This window comes from Bdellovibrio sp. SBM16, assembly GCF_056175625.1.
Genome location: NZ_JBJKJG010000007.1, coordinates 46,423 through 64,723, shown reverse-complemented (window position 1 = coordinate 64,723; position 18,301 = coordinate 46,423). Strand labels below are relative to the sequence as shown.

The following is an 18,301-nucleotide window of genomic DNA, read 5'->3' as shown; positions in this document are numbered from 1 at the left end:
CCTTTAAAAATCCTAGTTAGCACCTGGTACGCCGCCAGAGTTTTGATCGTTCGGGTTAGTACCTGATCCACCTTCAGAAACTGGCGGACATGTGTTTGGCGGGTACACTTGAGTTCCGTTTTGACAAATTGTCGGAGCCGGACACGTCGAAGGCCCTGGTGGTGTGAAGTACTGAGTTGTTCCGTCCGGGCAAATACCCGGCTGAGCCACAGTATCACACTGACAGGTATTTAAGTTATAGACCTGCTGGCCTGGCGTACACGCATTTGCCGTCGGACAAGCACACACACCATTATTTAATACTTTTGGCGCTTGGCAAGTTGGCTCTTGTACAACCGGATCACACGCACAGGTTGTTGGGTTTTGCGTCGTATTAGGCGCACATACGTTTGTACAACCTTGTGGCGGTGTAGGTGTTGTCGGTTTGTCTTTCTTCTTTTTCTTTAATAAGAAGAATAATAGCGCTGCACCACCAATGATGCCGGCACCGATTAACCATGGTTTCCAGTTGAAACCAGAGCCGCATTTTTTGTCTTCGCCTTGTGGTTCCTTACCATTTTCACAAACACATGAACCTTCTTTTTCAACCGTTCCGTTTGTACACTGCAGACCTTCTTCTGAAACTTCAGTAGTTCCGCTTACAGCCCCCTGGTCTTCAGTTGGCAATGGCGCAACGACAGAACATTTTGCACCCGGCAATGCTTCCGGGCCACCGTCGCATGGACATTTTAAGGTCTCAGGATTGACGGATTTATTATCAGGGCAACCTGGTTTTTTCGTTAAAAACTCAGCTACGAACAAGAAACGCTTATGTAACTGGTCACAGGCACCCCAGAAATTTTTATCATATTGGTCTTTTTCAACGGCCGCCGCTGCACAGTCATTGCGTGCCGCTGTGATTGTTGAATCAAACTGCGTCTGGATCTCTTGCAGTTTTTTTAATAAATCTTCGGTGATATTGCCGTTCGCAAAGGCCTCACGTAAATCAGGAGTACCCTGCAACATGCTATCTAAATACTTTTTCGTGTTCTCCATAACTGAAGGATCACGTAAAGCGGCCGCTTTGTTGGCCTCTAAAATACCTTGGTAACGTGAAGAATCTTTTCGCGCATTAGCCGATTGCGGCAATGGTAATTCTACATTTGTTAATGGCATTTTGGCATCACAACCTTTGTTAAAGTGGGTGGCTGTCTGCAATTCTGTCTCGTTACTTAAACAGAACTGTTTACCTCCGTCGCCAAAACCATAGATCGTCGGGTTACACGGAAAGCTACACCCCGTCGTTTTGGCGCCGGCTGGGTATTTACATTTTTTATCAGAACCATAAGTGCCAATATATCCTGCAACAACGCACTTCGTGCCAACCGTGACTGCTTCAGCTTCGCCATTTAGCAAGGCAAAGAAATTATTCCATTTATCTAAAGTGGTATCTAAGGCAGAAGTCTTTTTACCTTTTTTGCTATCGATTTTTTTAATGTTTAAGGTTTCTTTCGCATCTAAAACATCCTGCGCACCAGAGTGTAATAATCGCATATTCATCATAAAGCGCGCACGTTCTAATGGACTTAGTTTTTTCCACATCTCACGCGTGATTTTCGGAGTACCGCTAAATTTACTTTGATTTGCCTTAATAATGTTTTTATCGTGCGTTTTTTTGATCTTGATATCTGAAGCCATTAAACGCTTCATCGCCGGGGTGATCAACATCATGTCATTTTCGGTTAAAACGACATTGTTAAATTTGGCAAACTTGGCTTTTTCGCCAAAGATTTGCATTTGATAGGATTTACCTTTTTCGCTGATCGTCAGTGTCGGGATTTTATCACCGGTAGAGCTTACCGACTCTTTTAATGAAAATTCAGGCATTAACTCGTTCGGAGCCTGCATCAGGTAGCGTTCAACATCGGCGTACACTTGCCCTGAGTATAAGTGTTTGGTTTTTTCCCAGAACTCTTTATAGGTGACTCGCTTATTTAACTGCGTTTCAGTCATAAAAGCTTCAATTTGCTTTTTCAAATTATCTTCAGATTGAAGTCCCAATGCCACGGGCGAAAAAATCATCGTTAGAACCGAGCCTGCTGCAGCTGCAAATCTAATAACGTTTCTCATAGAAAGCCTAGAGTTCATGACCGTCTCCTGTTTTATTCCTCAAAAATATCTCAAAAAAATCCGTTTTGTTTTCAGTACAAATACAGTCCCTTATCGGTGTCTCTTTTTAATAACTTAAATCATTATGTTACGATCAAAAATGAGACAGTTTAAGGCTAATTTTTACGGCGCTCGGAATCGCGCTCTTCCGTTCTACGGTCTGGATTATGGTCGGTAGAAGTCCACTTCATACGGCGATCGATATACGGAAATCGGAAATAAAACGCGATAACCAAGACCCCTAAAGTTGTTACCACCGCTAAAATTGAAAAAATCTTTAAAAAATGCGGCTCAATCGAATTCGGATCAGCCTGAAAAACACGTATTGCATTAATCGCTAAAACCACGACCAACGTCAGAATAGCAACCGTCCATGAAAGTTTATGCTGGATAAATAACAACACCCCGGTCAAAAACAACAACCCTAACCAAATCCAGTCAAAGGCTGAAACGGTTTGTAAAAGCGCCAGAAAAATCGGGGGTTCATACCAGTTGGTAAGCCCTGAACCCAAAAAGCTGATGATGATATTGCCCAGAGGAGCCAGGATAAACATAATGGCCATGGCGTAAACGCCGAGAGGTTTCTTCAAAGATGACGATGCTTCCGGTGTATTGTTCATGCCTACAGCATAAACAGTAAGTTAATTTTTGAATACCAGAATGTTAAAAGGTCTAGTTTCTGCGCTTCATTTAGGCTATAAAACTACTATGTCAGCAACAACCTTTCCAATGTCATTGTACAACCTGCTTGATGTCGAACTCTATGTGGTTCTAGGTATCATGTGCATAGGCACATTCCTGTTCTACAAATCGTTTTTAAAAAGAGCCTCAAGCGCGCGCCACCAGAGTATCCAAACCCACCTAAAAAACATCAATCGGCATTTTTTGGGGCTAACCTTTCTCGTGGTGATCTATCTGCTCTTGCGTGAACAGACAGACAGTTCGCTGCTGGTAAAAAAGATTACCCCTTACGTGGCAACAACGACTTACCTGGCAGGTGTTTTACTGTTTGTGCGCGTCTGCCGTCTAAATGTATTAATGTATCTGTTTTTAGGCTCAATGACGGCCGGAGTTCCACTACTTCTGGTAAACATCTTTTCACTGATTCTATTTGTATCGATTTCGATCTGGTCGGTTTCGCATGTCTTCGGCGTTCAGGTAGCACCGCTACTTGCAACCTCTGCAGCACTTTCGGTCATTCTGGGTCTTGCCCTGCAAGACACGCTAGGAAATCTATTTGCCGGCATTTCGCTTCAAGTAGATAAAACCTTTGAAATCGGCGACTGGCTCGAAGTTCAAAACGGCGCAAATAAGATCGTAGGCCAGGTCAAAGAATTAACCTGGAGATCTACGGTCTTAGTCGGCTGGTCAGATGAGATCATCACAATCCCCAACAAAGTTATGGCCTCAACACAGGTTTCTAACTTCTCGCCTCCCGGCATTCCGATTCTACGCCGCCAGGTGTTTCGTATTCCCCATTCGCAGGATGCTCACGCCGCCAAAGACCTTTTAGAAAGAGTCGTGTCGCAGATTGCCGATATCCGCGCGATCCCTTCGCCGGTTGCCTTTATCTCTGAAATTAATGAAAACTGGACAGAAATAAAAATCGCCTACTTTATCGATTCCTACGGAAGCCAATTTTTAATCGGCGATAAAGTCTACGCATTAGGTCAGGATATTTTATTAAAAAATGGTTTTAAACTGGCTAACCAGATCTTCGAAGTTAAGTACCCCGCTTCGCCAGAGGTAAAAAATGAAACCCGTTAATCGCGAACACCCTCTTGCTGTAAAAATCAGAAAGCAGATCACCCAGGCCTTAAGCGACTACAATATGATCGCCGATGGCGACAAGGTGATGATCTGCGTATCCGGCGGCAAAGACTCATCGATTCTAACTATTCTTCTTGATGAAATCAGAAAGCGCGCTGAGATTGAATTTTCAATTTCGGCTGTTATCCTGGATCAGAAACAACCGGGCTTTGATGTCCTAAACTTTAAGGCCTGGATTGAATCCGAGGGGATTAACTTTCACATGATCGAAAAAGACACCTACTCGGTGGTTAAAGAAAAAGTAACCAGCGGGGTTTATTGCTCGCTATGTTCGAAAATGCGCCGGGCAATATTATACGATTATGCGTTTGAGAATAAATACTCTAAAATGGCGCTAGGCCACCACAGAACCGATTTAATCGAAACCACCATGTTAAACATGTTCTACACAGGCCAGATTTCTACCATGCCATCCAAGCTTCGCTCTGACGATGGTCGCAATATCGTAATCAGGCCTATGATGTACGTGGCTGAAAGTGATTTAATTCAATTAGCGACTGACTGGGGCTTTCCGGTGATTCCATGCAACTTATGCGGCTCGCAAGAAGGCATGAAGCGCCAGAAAATGAAAAAGCTAATTTCTGAATTGGAAAAAGATATTCCGAATTTAAGCGCAAGCTTCATTACTGCTTTACAGAATGTAAAACCGAGCCACTTGCTCGATAAAAACCTATACGACTTTGAGGGACTTCCATGATTGCAAAAAAGTTTTCAGATTTAAAAGCGCGCGCGTTACATAATAAATCTTTAGACATATCGTACCGCATAGACAATCTGAAAAAAATATTGTCATGGATTGAAAACCACGAACAGAAAATTAAAAAAGCCCTGCATTTAGATTTTCAAAAGTCAGAATTTGAAACCCAGACTTCTGAAATCAGCATTGTCAAAAGCGAGCTCAAATACTTTATTAAAAACCTAAGATCCTGGGCAAAACCTGAGCGTGTGCCGACGCCGGCTACTTTACTCGGTCACACCAGCACGATTTACTATGAGCCAAAAGGTGCTGTGCTGATTATTGCGCCCTGGAATTATCCGTTTCAGTTAGCGATTAATCCGCTGATTCCGGCACTGGCTGCAGGTAATACCGTAGTCATTAAGCCCAGCGAACTTACACCTAACACCAGCCGCTTGATCCACCAGATGGTCAGTGAAGTTTTTTCTCCGGATGAAGTGTTATGTGAACTGGGCGGCAAAGAAAAATCTGAAGAGTTATTAACTTACGATTTTGACCATGTCTTTTTCACCGGTTCAACCCAAGTTGGCCGTATTATCGCAGAAGCTTGCGCCAAAAAACTCATCCCGTACACTCTTGAACTGGGTGGTAAATCTCCGACCATTATCGATGAAACCGCTGATATTCAGGATGCCGCCGAAAAAGTTTACTGGGGTAAATTCTTAAACCGCGGCCAGACCTGCGTCGCCCCGGATTACATCTTAATTCACCGTTCAAAAAAAGACGAGTTCATCAAAGCCTTTAATGACTTAGAAAAAAACAACACTGAGACACCAACGGGGTTTGTAAATTCTAACAATCAGGCGCGCGTGGCAAAGCTTTCTGGCAATAGCGATAACTACCGCGAAACCCGCTGTGAGCTGGTTGATTCACCGGATTTAAATTCAGAAATCATGAAGCAAGAAATTTTCGGCCCAGTTGCCCCGGTAATTGCTTTTGATACATTAGATGAAATTTACAAAATCATGGCTCTAAATCCATACCCGCTTTCACTTTATATTTTTTCAAGTTCACAGAAGAATATTAACGAGATCTTGAATAAAACTCAGTCCGGCGGGGTTGCAATCAATAATGTAATTGTGCATCTTGCAAATCACCACTTACCGTTTGGCGGCATTCGCACAAGCGGTATCGGCACATATCACGGCCACCATGGCTTTTTAGAATTTTCGCACAAACGTTCGGTGATCGAACAAAAGTTTTTCTCTAAAACGATGCGTTTTGTGATGCCACCGTACACGGATTTCAAAAAAAAGCTGTTACAAAAAATCTAGAATTTTTCGCGGCGAAGTTTTTTAATTTCGGATTGTTTTGATTTTGATTCAAGGCGTTTACGCACCGAGGATTTGGTCGGTTTGGTCTTTACGCGTTTTTTTGGCACATACAGCGCTTTTTCAAGCAAGATCTGTAAGTTTTGAATGGCTTTATCTTTGTTGGATTTCTGGTCACGCTGATCTTCGCAGCGAACCGTTAAGATATGCCCTTGCACCAATCGGTGAGCCAGGTTTTTAAATAACAAAGATTTCTGGGCATCCGGAATTTTTAACAACAAAAGATCTAAACTGGCGATCACCGCCGAATTGGTTTTATTCACATGCTGGCCACCGGCCCCCGATGAACGGGTCACCGAAAACTCAACAGCATCTAAGATGGTTTCAACAGAAATCTTCACCATGACTTATCCATGACTGTGCGGCATTAAAACTTCAACGACATAAACCATTAACGATAAGAAAAGTAACATCACACCAAAGATCAGTTTTTCGTTATTCTCTAACCAATGTAATTTAACCTTAGCCGATCCGAAAAACACCACCGTCATAAATACAGTCATCGCCAGTAATGTTCCCACAGCCAGCACTACTGATAAGACCGCAAAACCTGCCCATCCCAATGGCCATGCCGAAACATACACCGGCAGAAACGACTCGCATGGGCTAAAAGTTAATAGCGATAGAAGACTTAACACTGCCCAGCCATCATTGGCGGTTTTTTTATAGTCGTGATGATGCGGATTTGAGTTATCACAGTGCGAGTGTTTATGGCCACGAAAGTGCTGGATAATATTAAAAGCCCCGAACAAAAAAACCGCCGCTGCGGCTACAAAGATAAAGATCTGCTCGGCCTCTTCTGAGATTTTAACCCCGAACCACACCAGTAAAGCGCCTAATAAGGTAGTCGTGATAACGTGGCCAAGGCCAGCGATCATTAAAATGGAGAAGGTCTTTTGATAGCTCCATTTTTGTGTGCGCGAAGCTAAGACAAACGGCAGCCAGTGCGTCGGAAGTGAGGCATGAAGGACAGAAACCGTCAGGCCTGTTATAATGGCTGGCAAATAATCAAATGTAAGCATAGGGTAAGGTGATACCCTAGGGGCCAATATAAGCGCAAGCTGGGACTTGACCCTTCCTTAAAAAAGGTTATTATTTACAGGCATTTAATCGGTTTATGCAGCCTTAGCGTAGTTGGTAGCGCGCTTCCTTGACATGGAAGAGGTCACAGATTCGAGTTCTGTAGGCTGCACCATTTTTTTTCAAATACTTACACGTTTTTTTGTCATAATTAGGAAAAGGTCTAAAACGTCATTTATGACAGTTTTATGACAGTTTCCAAAACCACTTATGTCAATATGACAAAAGTAGCTTTTCGACCGTATGACAGTTCAGTCAGTTTTCTTACGGTTACTTTCAAAATTAGTAACCGTATTTCTTAAAGACTCGTCCTGTAAATGAACGTATCTCGTCGTTGTCTCCGGCCTACGATGCCCGATCAACCGCTGCATTTTTGCAAGGCCAATATCTTGATCAGCGTATTCCGTAATAATTTTTCGACGAATTGAATGGATTCATATTGAAGCCGCTCAACAACCTGACCCGAACTATTTATTACATCAGTTACCGTTTTCAGATGATCTTTGATAAAGTAGATAATTTTTATTTACCGGAGAATTCGTTACAACTGAGATACAAAGAGATTTGTGTTGAGACAGTTGGTTGTTAGATAGAGAAAGTGATGATATTGACATTGCAAAACAGCTGGACGTTCGACCTACGCTTGACCAAGTGAGGATTATGTTGCACATATTATGTATAACTTGAAGAAAATAAATCTAAGTGCGAACCTCAATACCACCGTTTTCAAGTGCTTCTACTTAGCCTGTCTGTAGTAGTCTAAATCAAAAGTAGCGCCCAACTTAGCAAGCAAAACTAGGTTTTTTTCAGAAATATTAATTTGAGGATCGCTAGCGCCATTTAGATCTAACATGCATTGGATAACAATTTGGCATTTTTTAAATTTACTCGTTTTTAATTTGAATAGTTTCTTATTTTTTAAAATTAAAGAGAGACGGCTGTTTAAATCCATTCTTTTACTAGTAGGCTCATAAAACCAACCATTAATTTGCGCTCGTTGCCTAGTATGGGTTTTCTCACATTTCACATAAATCCTAGATGGCTCGAAACCTAAAAAACGAGTTAACTCCACATGTTTGTAGCTAAATTCGACTATAGCTAGCGAGACGCGAAAATTTGAAGGCAATATGTTACTCACTCTTTGCATCTGTCACCTTTGTATGGTTTCATATCACTAATATCGTAGTCTTGTGGTGTCGGATTCTTATTAAACTTCTATTTCTATACTTTCACATATACATGTGACTTCACAGCCTACACTTGCATCAATTTGAAATAATATGCACTTACCAGTTTCAAGCTTATTAGCAATTTTCTCGATGTCGTCACTTGTCATCTCAAGATTAGTCTGCTCTGATTTAAGAATATTACGAAAGTCATTTTTAGTATAAGCCAACATACGAAAAACTACATTCTGGGGTCTAAACCCGTTACAAATGAGTCTTAAAACACCTGATAAATGAATTTTAAATGACACGCCTTCCTCAGTTCGTAGTCCAATTTGAAAACTTTTACCGTCGTCACCTAACGTAAAATTCAAAATTTCAGAGTCGTGTATTCCGTTGAATTGTATTACATTTTCGGAATTAATTATTACTGAAGTTCTATTTTGCATTCTTAGTCGCATTCTCCTGGTTTCGGTTGACGACCAGGTCCTCTTTTGGGATTTCCACCAGCTTCGGGCCATGTCCAGTCATGAACATGCGGTACGCCATGCCCATGATCATGATCCCAATCGATATCTAATTTAGCTTTCCCTTTTTCATCATATGTTCGTTCCTTTAATTTGTCACCTTCAGGAGTAGAAACTACTTCTTTAGAGTCTGGGTTTCCTAAAGTTGGCATTTTTGACTTATTTTGAAACCAATCAATTAATTCTTTTCCTGGAAGTAAGATTACGCCACCACCGCCGCCACCTTGTCCGCCCTCATCAAGCATTGTCGCCTGAGCGGCTAAGCCGGTACGATCGATTAAGTTGATGGGATTATTTAAAACGTATACATAGAAGTTATAGCCACCTTGAAACTTGATGGGATCCTTACTAATCCAACGGCCAATTTGAGGGTCATACCAACGCGCACCGAACTGAACTAATCCGGTGTTAGAATCATACAAACCCCCGGCAAAACCGAATGGCTGAAAACCCTTATTTGTATCCTTAGTTACTCTTCCGAACTCATCATGCAGCATCTCTTGAACGATAGATCCGTCGGCTACTTTAATAACTAATCTGACACTTCCTAAATGGTCTGTAATGATTCGATAAGCATCACCATTTATAAGGATATAATCTGGGACATGAGGCTTAGTCGCATAAATGTAGTGTTGTAACACTTTGCCATCAGGACCAATCAGACCAGCTACGCGTAATTGATCCATATAGACGAATGAATCCTTCAATTTACCATTTACAGTGTTTTGAATTCTTCGGCCTAAGCCGTCTATTTCAAAGCCATATGTAGTCGCACCGACTTTAACAGATGTTAATTGCCCAAAAGAATTAAAAGTAAACGGTGTAACTTGATTTGTAATTGTGTTTTTCTTGAGCTGCAGATTGCCGTTTAACGCATATTCAAAACTTTCCGAATTGTACGTAACCAACCGATCTTGCGAATCATAAGTAGCCGATATTTTTTGTTCGCCAATAACACCTGAAATACGATTTCCGTTACTGTCATATTTATAATTCCCGGTTATTTTGCCGTTTAATTTCACTTCAATTAAGCGTCCACTCAGATCATAAGAATAGTCGAATTGATGAGTTACACCATTAACTACTTCAGATTTTCTGATAATTCGTGCTAGATCATCATAATTTAGAGATAATGAATATATCGTACCTTTACCGGTTTGTGCTGAATAAGAGCTAAGCTCTCCATACGGATTGTACTTAAAACTTTCTGTAACGTATTGAGGTCCTTCAGATATAATGGTCGATTTGATGCGTCCCGAATCTGGATAATACGAAATTTGCTCAAAGCCCGCGACCTCGACTTTACCATCTTTTGCCGTAGAATAGTCTATCCAGAGCCCACCTTCAGAATTTTCTCCTTGGATATAATCTCTAGCTTTAAAACCACGAGAATTTAGCTCTACGCCGTATCCCCCAACTACGGTCGATCCTTTTCTGGTGAAATCACGCACTAAAGCACCGTCAAGGAAGAGTTTTTGAGTTAAGAAATTCTTTGGTGTTCTAATCTGATCGTATTTTCCCGTATTTGGATTAAAACTAAACGTATAAACGCCTTCTTTAGTCTCTATACTGTCTAAAGTACCTTTTTCTTGATCATAATTATAAACTAAATTTGTTCCATCAGGGTCCGTGACTGTTAGAAGCTGCTTGTCTTCATTGTACTCGTATAAAGTAGGTGTTGCGACACTATTGCCTAGCACAGGCGGTAAGTAACTAGTAAGTAACTCAAGGGCATTGAAAACGAAGCTATGCTTAGTTTTTCCCGATGGAGTTATTGCTACGAGATTATCATTATCGTCGTAATCAAAAGTAACACTACTCACTTCAGGGTTTACTTTTGAGATTAGTTTTCCAGCGCTATCATAATTAAACTTTGTAGAATTTCCTTGCGCGTCCTTGATTTCAGATAACTGACGAGTAGTTGCATCATAAGTGTACTCTACAAAACGAGATCCTTGAGTAACGCGCACTAATTGATCTTTATTGTAAGTGTAGACAGTTGGAAGATCCGTCCCTGCCTGAATCGACACTACTCTTTCAAGAGAGTCGATAATGGTTGTTATCTTCTCTCCACGATTTGATTGGCTTATAAATGTTCGAGTAGAACCATCATATGTAGTAGTAAAGGACTTTTCACCGTCCTGATCAGACTGGGTTAACTCGTAACTTGAAATAGAGAACGGATCCGATTCATCATCATATGTAAATGATTCTTCTTTGAATTGGGAAATAAGAACGACTGCACCAGAAACTGACTTACTTTCTGTAACTCTTGCTAGCGCTTGAAATCGTTCGTCATTTTTGTATTTGGTCGAGTAAGTAATATCATTAGCAATTGAGACGTTAGCATCTGGCGAACTCCATGTTACTGTCACAGTTTCATCAGGGTAAACTTGCACACGCTGAGATACGTAATCATTTTTTTCGGTTTCATGATTTGGAATGACAAGGTTACTAGTAAAGCTACTAGTAACACGACCCATTTTAGTTTTTGATGAAATAATAGTTTCATCTTCGTTGATTGATTTTTCTAGAGATAGCTCATATCCGCCGGAATGAATGTCTTGAATCAAATTACCAATTGAATCATAAACAAAGGTACTGATTTGCCCTTGAGGCTTTTTAAAAGTCTTAAGTAAGCCTTTAGCGTCGTAATAAGTCATCGAATGAATCGTTCCAGCTGGTGATTTTACCGATGAAATATACCCTGCTGTATCGAGCGATATTAAAGTTTGTTGACCATTAGGCGCGGTAATTGAAGCAATATCGCCATTGCCATTACGATTAAAAACTGTTTTTATGCCAAAAGGCTCTTGAATACTTGTAAGTACACCTTTTTGATCGTGGTAAAAGACAAATAGATCTGCTCCTAACCAAAAAGACTTAGTTCTAAGATGCTTGCCAGTTGAAGCATCAAAGATATAGACTAGCGATCTGTCAGTATCGACTGCAAGCAATTGTCCATTATCTAAAACTTTTGTTGGCGTAGACAAACTAGATCCATCACCACGAAGGATCTGCCGACGATTCAAATCATAAAAATGATAGTTAGTAGGAATCCAACCACCAAAACCCAAGCTTTTCGCTTGAAGACTACCTAAAGCAACGCTAAATGAATTCTTTTTGCCGCCAGGAAGCTGTTCAATAACTACTTCAACTAAGCCTGACCCCAAAGCAACTTGACCTTGACTAACTCCGTCCCAAGCATAGTCGACGCTTAAATTTGGCTTAATTGGAAGTGTCTTTGATTCGACGACTGATCCATTAATTTTGACTGTGTATTTTACTGATTTTAACTTGGAATCAACCGATTCCTTAGTTAATGGAATTTTAATTTTATAATCCCCAACGCGGCCTGGGACTTTATTAGTAAAATAAGCTAAGTTAAATTTAGCACCTACGACAGGAATAGTTTCACCAAGAACTTGGTTATCTTTAAGAATAATAGAGCCACATTCAATCACTGGGTCTTCAACCACAGGCATGGTTTCTGTTATGGCAGCTTCGCCTTCACAATAAATCTGAGACCAACCAAGCGATACCACTTCACCACCTGCAAAAAGGTGGCAACGGACATTAAATCCGCCATTAACATATTGAACCTCTATTTCCGCCTTCTCTGGATCTGCAAATATTTCCAACGCTCTATCACAATAATATTGTTGCGTAGCGACTTCTTCTTCGCAAGTAGCTGCCCGAGCATTAGTGAAAATAAAAAGCGAGGAAACGACTAATATAAGGCGTAATATGAAGGTCATTTTAGACTCCTAAAAGCCTTAGGATATAAATAGAGAATCATTTATGGTCAAATTTAAACAATTTCCATTGAGAATAGCTTAAAAATACCATGCAAAACCTTGCAATTTAGGTAAAAAATGTATGGTGTTAAGAAACGAACAAGGCGAATTTTAGATAAAAATCACTTAAGAAAAACTACTACAGACATAAAATAGTAGTTCTTGGACAATCATCATTAATGAGTAGGGCCATGAAGGTAGAATTTCAAAATTTAGGACAGTATTTAAAAGTTAGACGCCTTTCACTTGGTCTTACCCAAGCTGAGCTTTCTGCAAAGCTTAAAGTTCACGTGCAGTTTGTATCTAACTGGGAGCGTGGCACCTGCGCTCCCCCGTCACATTGTTTTCAATTAGCGCTAGACATATCGGATGCTGATCGCTAAAAAGATCGTATAGCTAATGGTCTTGGACTCTAAGCGCGCTATTGAAGACAAGGTTTATAAGAAGAAAAGTGGGAAATTAGGGTAAGTTAAGCATAGCTAACATCACTTAAAAATAACAATACCCTTTAGACTTCACTTAAAGAAATTTGCAACTCTAAATCATTCTGCAATCTAGAGATTAATAACTTAGCCGAATCTATATCCAAGCGACCTTGTTTTATATCTTGAGCGTGGTTCCTGGGAGACCTATTAAGCTGAAGCACTCCGAAATCTTTTTTAGGATAAACCTCATAGCAGTACTCCAATGCATCTTCTAAAATAAAAGCAAACGTTTTGCTGAAGGATTTGTGACGCCAAATATCTAGGTCGATAAGATCCAAACATAGTGCGCATTTTTGATATAAAATTTCAAATTTATCTTTCTCGCCTACTTTTTCAATAAAAATATTGTTGTACAGATTTGCCACAGACTCTACTAACTCTTCTTATCCAGATGATCAAATAAAAGTTTTGGAAATCTTTTTTCAACAAAATCATATGCTTCTTCTGCCGTATTCATTTTCTTTTCTATGAGCTTAAATCCATCTGAATAAATCACACCAATTTTATTACTAACTGAAACTCGATCGTTCAAAAATTTTATAAATACTAGCCAATCGTTTCTTGATGAACCATACCAGTTCGTACTGATAAGGAGATTCGAGTTAGGATCTTTAAAAAACAGTCACGCACAATGTGGCGACTCTAGCACAATTCGATCAATTTGATGATAATCTAAGTCATATTGAGAAAAAAGTTTTGTTACGCTTATCGCCTTATCTTCGCACATCCATTTATTCGGCCAAAGAAAAAAATACCCTGAAACGACAACGATCACTGTCAGAATACAAAAGAAAGCCAGAGTGATAATTACCGCGGCAAAAATCCGCTCTTGAATACCTCTTAAAGCTAGCTCATGTTGTCCTAATGAAAGCGCTAAAAAAAACAACATTACAAAAATCAAGAAAGCTATTAGTAGTGCTTTTCTGGAAACCCCGTTACCTCCCTGCACCCTCCTAAAGAGAAACGAAGCGAAATTTGGGGCAAAAATTTTTGGTGTAATCTCTATCATTCTTTGCTCCTTAATGTTTAAACAATGGTGGACTATTCGGAAGAGGAGTGGGTTGTGGTGGTGACACGTAGCCATTTGAATGAGGACTAGATGACACTAAAGTTGCCCCGCCATGATCAAAATTCTCCGTCAGGCTTTAAACCGTTGTTAAAATTATCGACGCCTTCAGCCGCTTTTTCAAGCGCATTACTATTAAAACTACTAGTGAATGTACCGAAAAAACGAGCAGACCGCCAAAGAGGTCACAGATTCGAGTTCTGTAGGCTGCACCATTTTTTTTCCTTCACAGACCAGTTACATTCTTTTAATGGCGCTCAATGAAATCCATTACCAGTTCGTGCACTTGATCGGCGACGGCACTCACCTCATGAATCATAATCTGATGCGGGATATGCCCTGGTCGGCGATAGGTGATTAATTCTAAATCGGCGAAGTTTTTACGGAGCACGCGCTTTTGTTTGGTTGGTGAGGCAACCCAGTCTTCTTCTGATACTACGCCTAGAGTTGGTACCGTTAGTTTATAGTCAAGTTTGCGGCGCTGATTGATTTTTCCTAAGTCGATCACTTCAAACATCGATTTTACCGGCGCACGCTGAAGATAAGTTTCTGGGTGGCGCTGGATCACCCGCACATCCGATACTGGAAGTTTGCTAAACACCCAGCTAATCCCCACTTCTTTGATACCTGATTCTCTGGTGATCTCTAAAAGCCAATCAAACATGGTTTTATTCTTAAAAAAAACTGAAATTAAAACCAGCGAGCTAATGGTTTTGTCTTCGGGGTGAGTTGATACATAATCATGAAAGATCGTAGCACCGGTTGAAAAACCGATCAGATGAATTTTAGAAAAACACATCTGCGCCCGTTTGATTTCTTTACGGCTCCAAGAAATCCAATGCTCTTTTTTATATTGATTAGCGATTTTTGCGGTGCCGCCGTAACCGGGGATTAAACCCGAATAGACTGGGTAACCAGCCTGATTAATCCTATCAGCGATCGTTTTGAGTTCATTGGGGTTTGCTAAAAAGCCATGAAGTAAAATAACCAATTCATCTTTTACGCCGTCTTTGGTGTAGGCTTTGGCCAGATCGGATAACTGGTTAAAACTGCGATCTAAACTTCGGTAGACCTTTTCACGCTGTTGCATCTGAGTTTTGGTCTCTAACTTAAAGTTTTCCCAACAGCTGTTGGCTTGAGTGTTAACGGCCGCTAACAAAGCTATGATCAGTATTAAATGTTTCATTACCTATAATGTTAGGCATAAAACATAATTATTTCTAGCGACTTTAAATGGTGGTGGTGATATTTTTTATGCCTATGATTAAGACTGAACTTCTTCACGTAAAACCTTTTACTTTATCGCTAAGTTCTGGATTTTTCGGCTTTTTTGCCCATGCGGGCTTTTTACAGGCCTTCGAAGAAAAAAACTTACACCCCCGTAGGCTCGTCGGCAGCAGCGCTGGCGCATTAACCGCAGCCTGCAGTGCCAGCGGCCTCACCGCCAAAGATATGGCTAAAGAATTTACCCAGATCAGAAAGTCAGACTTCTGGGATGTAGGCTTAGGCTTTGGTTTGGTGCGCGGTGAAAAAATGGAGCGCTTGTTTGCACAGTTTATGGCCTCTGACTTTAACAAGCTCAAAACTCCGCTGCAAATTTCAGCGTTTGATGTTTTTGCTTTTAAAACCAGATCCCTGACCACCGGCTCAGTCGCTAAAGCCGTGCGGGCCTCTTGTGCCGTACCGGGGCTGTTTCATCCGGTCAAAATAGACCAGCGCACTTACTTAGATGGCGGAGTCGCTGATAAAATGGGCTTATCCGGTGTAGATCGCAACGAATTTGTCGTAGCCCACAGCTTAGGTGATACCAACGGCTTTGAATCTAAGCGTGTGCATAGAAAAAACTTTTCGCACTACCTTGAACATCAGCCTATTAAGCTTCCGCGCTCGGGCCCAAACCGCCTTGATGTCGGTAGCGAGATCATCAAGCAGTCTTACTTACAAACCAAAAGATGGCTCGAATCCCCTGTTGAAAATTTAGCGCTTGTTCCCTCTATGGCGCAAGACGTGAAAATCCCCAACACAATAATAATTTGACTCTGTAGAAGCCTCAGAATTGAATTACGGCATGCAATTATTTATTTCATGCCTGATCGTGTTTTCATCGTTACTAACATGGGCTAAAGACATGCCATTAGTTCTAGGTCACCGCGGCGCCTGCGGCTACCGCCCCGAGCACACCCTGGCCTCGTATCAATTGGCGATTGAGCAAGGAGCTGATTACATCGAGCCTGATCTGGTGATCACGAAAGACGGTGTTTTGATTGCCCGCCATGAAAATGAAATTTCTGAAACCACCGATGTTGCCACGAAATTTCCGGACCGTAAAACCACTAAAACCATTGAAGACAAAGCGGTCACCGGCTGGTTTAGCGAAGACTTCACACTAAAAGAAATTAAAACTTTACGGGCCAAAGAGCGCCTGGCTTTTCGCGATCAGTCTTACAACGGCCAATTCGAAGTGCCGACGTTAAAAGAAGTCATCGAACTTGCTCAAAGCCAGAGTAAAAAACTAAAACGCCCAATCGGACTGTATCCAGAAACAAAACACCCGACTTATTTTCAAAGCATCAATCTGGCATTAGAAGAACCCCTGGTTAAAGAGTTAAAAGCTGCAGGACTTAATAAAAAATCATCGCCGGTATTTATCCAGTCGTTTGAATTAACAAACTTAAAAAAACTTAAGAAATTAACTAAAAATAAATTAGTTTTTTTAATCGATGATCCACAAGTCGTGCCAGCCGACTTTCAGGCTTCTGGCGATAAACGCACTTACATGGATTTAATGACGGCTGCGGGCTTAAAAGAAATCAAAAAAACCGCAGACGGTATCGGCCCTTATAAACGCTACATTCTGCCGACCAGAATCGTAACCGGTAAAAACGGTGAACAAAGCGAAGAAAAACTTGCACCCACCGAATTAGTAAAACTGGCTCATAGCGTAGGTCTTCTGGTTCATCCGTACACCTTTAGAAGTGACGAAAAATACCTGCTCAAAGCCTATAACAAAGACCCGAAAGCCGAATACTTAGAGTTTTTTGCTTTAGGTGTTGATGGCGTATTTTCAGATTTTCCGGATCACGCGGTTAGCGCACGCGAAGACTATTTAAAGAATCAAACTCCAAAAGAAAAGAGATAGTTATGAAAAGAATTATGTTACTGACATTTATGGCTTTACTTCCGTTTTCTTGCACGAAGAAAGAAGAAAAAACCAAAGTCTGGATTTACACCTCACTTTACAAAGACACTATCGCTGATATCCAACCAAAACTTGCAGCCGCTTTTCCTGATGTAGATGTGCAGTTTTACCAAGCGGGCTCAGAAGAAGTCGCTGCAAAAGTTCAGGCTGAAAACCTTTCAGGCAAAATCCAGGCAGACATTCTAATTTCTTCTGACCGTTTCTGGTATGAAGACATGGCCGCGCAGCAAAAATTAATCTCATACAAACCGGTCAACACAGATAAAGTTGAAGACTTCTTCAAACACCCAGAAGGTTTTTACACGACATTAAGCTTTCCGGTGATGGTGATTGCTTACAATTCAGAAGCGGTTTCAGAAAAAGATGCGCCAAAATCTTTTAAAGAACTAGGCGATGCGAAATGGAAAGATAAGGTATCAACGGGAAGCCCCCTGGCCTCTGGTACAAACTTTACCACGGTTGCTTTCTTGGCAAAAAAATACGGTTGGGATTATTTCACGCAATTACGCAAAAACAACGTAATCTCTGAAGGTGGTAATTCTGGAGTTGTTCGCCGTTTACAGTCAAAAGAGCGTCCGGTCGGCGTTGTACTGCTAGAAAATATTTTGCGTTTAACGGCCACTGATGCCCGTATTAAATGGGTTATTCCAACAGACGGAGCCGTTATTCAATCTAATGTTTTGGCAATCGTTAAAAAAGATGGCGACCAAGAAAAAACCAAAAAGATCGCGGATTGGATGTTTGGCCCCGAAGGCCAGGCCGCGATGGCCAGATCGTTTATGTACCCATCAGTTGCAGGTCAAGCAGCGCCAACCGGCGCACCGGATTTCAAAACTTTAGAAGCAACCGCTTTACCTTGGACACGTGAGTTTATCGCTGAGACGATGAAAACCCGTGACGAGATCAAAGATAAATTTGCTAAAATTATCTTCTAGT

General features: G+C 41.1%; 18 protein-coding genes and 1 tRNA gene. 8 read left to right on the top strand and 11 right to left on the bottom strand.

Annotation, left to right across the window (positions count from 1 at the left end; translation table 11 throughout):
• Positions 1-12 precede the first annotated feature (12 nt).
• Together AC04MM_RS08535 and AC04MM_RS08530 are read right to left on the bottom strand one after the other, a co-directional pair.
• Positions 13-2,109, bottom strand: coding sequence for a hypothetical protein (locus tag AC04MM_RS08535; protein ID WP_475379924.1), 2,097 nt, complete (start codon positions 2,107-2,109; stop codon positions 13-15).
• A 155-nt stretch (positions 2,110-2,264) separates the two neighbouring features.
• Positions 2,265-2,768 carry a hypothetical protein gene (locus tag AC04MM_RS08530; RefSeq protein ID WP_475379923.1) on the bottom strand — a complete coding sequence of 168 codons (504 nt, stop codon included), beginning with the start codon at positions 2,766-2,768 and terminating at the stop codon, positions 2,265-2,267.
• 88 nt (positions 2,769-2,856) lie between these two features.
• On the opposite strand from AC04MM_RS08530, the gene AC04MM_RS08525 reads away from it, so the two are divergent.
• The 3 genes from AC04MM_RS08525 to AC04MM_RS08515 are packed head-to-tail and all read left to right on the top strand — an operon-like array spanning position 2,857 to position 5,988.
• Complete coding sequence (locus AC04MM_RS08525) at positions 2,857-3,915, top strand: mechanosensitive ion channel family protein (protein ID WP_475379922.1); 1,059 nt, start codon at positions 2,857-2,859, stop codon at positions 3,913-3,915.
• The gene (ttcA, locus tag AC04MM_RS08520; RefSeq protein ID WP_475379921.1) at positions 3,902-4,675 is read left to right on the top strand and encodes a tRNA 2-thiocytidine(32) synthetase TtcA; all 774 of its coding nucleotides are present in this window, start codon (positions 3,902-3,904) and stop codon (positions 4,673-4,675) included. The genes AC04MM_RS08525 and ttcA overlap by 14 nt, the downstream gene beginning before the upstream one ends.
• On the top strand, positions 4,672-5,988 hold the full coding sequence (locus AC04MM_RS08515; RefSeq protein ID WP_475379920.1) for an aldehyde dehydrogenase family protein: 1,317 nt from the start codon (positions 4,672-4,674) through the stop codon (positions 5,986-5,988). The genes ttcA and AC04MM_RS08515 overlap by 4 nt, the downstream gene beginning before the upstream one ends.
• Here the strand turns inward: AC04MM_RS08515 and arfB are convergent.
• Entirely contained in the window at positions 5,985-6,389 is a 405-nt protein-coding gene (gene arfB / locus AC04MM_RS08510; RefSeq protein WP_475379919.1) for an alternative ribosome rescue aminoacyl-tRNA hydrolase ArfB, read from the bottom strand. The genes AC04MM_RS08515 and arfB overlap by 4 nt on opposite strands.
• 3 nt (positions 6,390-6,392) lie before the next feature.
• Complete coding sequence (locus AC04MM_RS08505; RefSeq protein WP_475379918.1) at positions 6,393-7,067, bottom strand: urease accessory protein UreH domain-containing protein; 675 nt, start codon at positions 7,065-7,067, stop codon at positions 6,393-6,395.
• A 97-nt stretch (positions 7,068-7,164) separates the two neighbouring features.
• On the opposite strand from AC04MM_RS08505, the gene AC04MM_RS08500 reads away from it, so the two are divergent.
• Positions 7,165-7,240: transfer RNA gene (locus AC04MM_RS08500), tRNA-Val, on the top strand.
• Positions 7,241-7,376: 136 nt separating this feature from the next.
• On the opposite strand, the gene AC04MM_RS08495 is transcribed toward AC04MM_RS08500, so the two are convergent.
• The 4 genes from AC04MM_RS08495 to AC04MM_RS08480 all read right to left on the bottom strand — a co-directional run bounded on the left by AC04MM_RS08495 (position 7,377) and on the right by AC04MM_RS08480 (position 12,576).
• The gene (locus tag AC04MM_RS08495; RefSeq protein ID WP_475380098.1) at positions 7,377-7,550 is read right to left on the bottom strand and encodes a hypothetical protein; all 174 of its coding nucleotides are present in this window, start codon (positions 7,548-7,550) and stop codon (positions 7,377-7,379) included.
• 311 nt (positions 7,551-7,861) lie between these two features.
• Entirely contained in the window at positions 7,862-8,272 is a 411-nt protein-coding gene (locus AC04MM_RS08490) for a DUF4279 domain-containing protein (RefSeq protein WP_475379917.1), read from the bottom strand.
• Between the two features lie 60 nt (positions 8,273-8,332).
• A complete protein-coding gene (locus AC04MM_RS08485) occupies positions 8,333-8,740 on the bottom strand; it encodes a hypothetical protein (protein WP_475379916.1) in 408 nt (135 codons plus the stop codon).
• A gap of 2 nt (positions 8,741-8,742) precedes the next feature.
• Positions 8,743-12,576, bottom strand: a complete 3,834-nt coding sequence (locus AC04MM_RS08480; RefSeq protein WP_475379915.1) for an RHS repeat domain-containing protein — start codon at positions 12,574-12,576, stop codon at positions 8,743-8,745.
• 218 nt (positions 12,577-12,794) lie between these two features.
• Between AC04MM_RS08480 and AC04MM_RS08475 the strand changes: the two genes are divergently transcribed.
• Positions 12,795-12,998 (top strand): helix-turn-helix domain-containing protein, encoded by a 204-nt coding sequence (locus AC04MM_RS08475; protein WP_475379914.1) that lies wholly within the window; start codon positions 12,795-12,797, stop codon positions 12,996-12,998.
• Between the two features lie 125 nt (positions 12,999-13,123).
• On the opposite strand, the gene AC04MM_RS08470 is transcribed toward AC04MM_RS08475, so the two are convergent.
• The 3 genes from AC04MM_RS08470 to AC04MM_RS08460 all read right to left on the bottom strand — a co-directional run bounded on the left by AC04MM_RS08470 (position 13,124) and on the right by AC04MM_RS08460 (position 15,352).
• A complete protein-coding gene (locus tag AC04MM_RS08470; RefSeq protein ID WP_475379913.1) occupies positions 13,124-13,465 on the bottom strand; it encodes a hypothetical protein in 342 nt (113 codons plus the stop codon).
• Positions 13,466-13,722: 257 nt separating this feature from the next.
• Complete coding sequence (locus tag AC04MM_RS08465) at positions 13,723-14,109, bottom strand: hypothetical protein (protein ID WP_475379912.1); 387 nt, start codon at positions 14,107-14,109, stop codon at positions 13,723-13,725.
• A 304-nt stretch (positions 14,110-14,413) separates the two neighbouring features.
• On the bottom strand, positions 14,414-15,352 hold the full coding sequence (locus tag AC04MM_RS08460; RefSeq protein ID WP_475379911.1) for an alpha/beta hydrolase: 939 nt from the start codon (positions 15,350-15,352) through the stop codon (positions 14,414-14,416).
• 74 nt (positions 15,353-15,426) lie between these two features.
• Here AC04MM_RS08460 and AC04MM_RS08455 point away from each other — a divergent pair, with 74 nt between their 5' ends.
• Genes AC04MM_RS08455 through AC04MM_RS08445 form a run of 3 tightly spaced genes read left to right on the top strand, consistent with a single transcriptional unit; the run spans position 15,427 to position 18,300 of the window.
• Positions 15,427-16,203 carry a patatin-like phospholipase family protein gene (locus AC04MM_RS08455; RefSeq protein WP_475379910.1) on the top strand — a complete coding sequence of 259 codons (777 nt, stop codon included), beginning with the start codon at positions 15,427-15,429 and terminating at the stop codon, positions 16,201-16,203.
• Between the two features lie 31 nt (positions 16,204-16,234).
• Positions 16,235-17,305, top strand: a complete 1,071-nt coding sequence (locus tag AC04MM_RS08450; protein WP_475379909.1) for a glycerophosphodiester phosphodiesterase — start codon at positions 16,235-16,237, stop codon at positions 17,303-17,305.
• A gap of 2 nt (positions 17,306-17,307) precedes the next feature.
• Complete coding sequence (locus tag AC04MM_RS08445; RefSeq protein WP_475379908.1) at positions 17,308-18,300, top strand: extracellular solute-binding protein; 993 nt, start codon at positions 17,308-17,310, stop codon at positions 18,298-18,300.
• Position 18,301 lies beyond the last annotated feature (1 nt).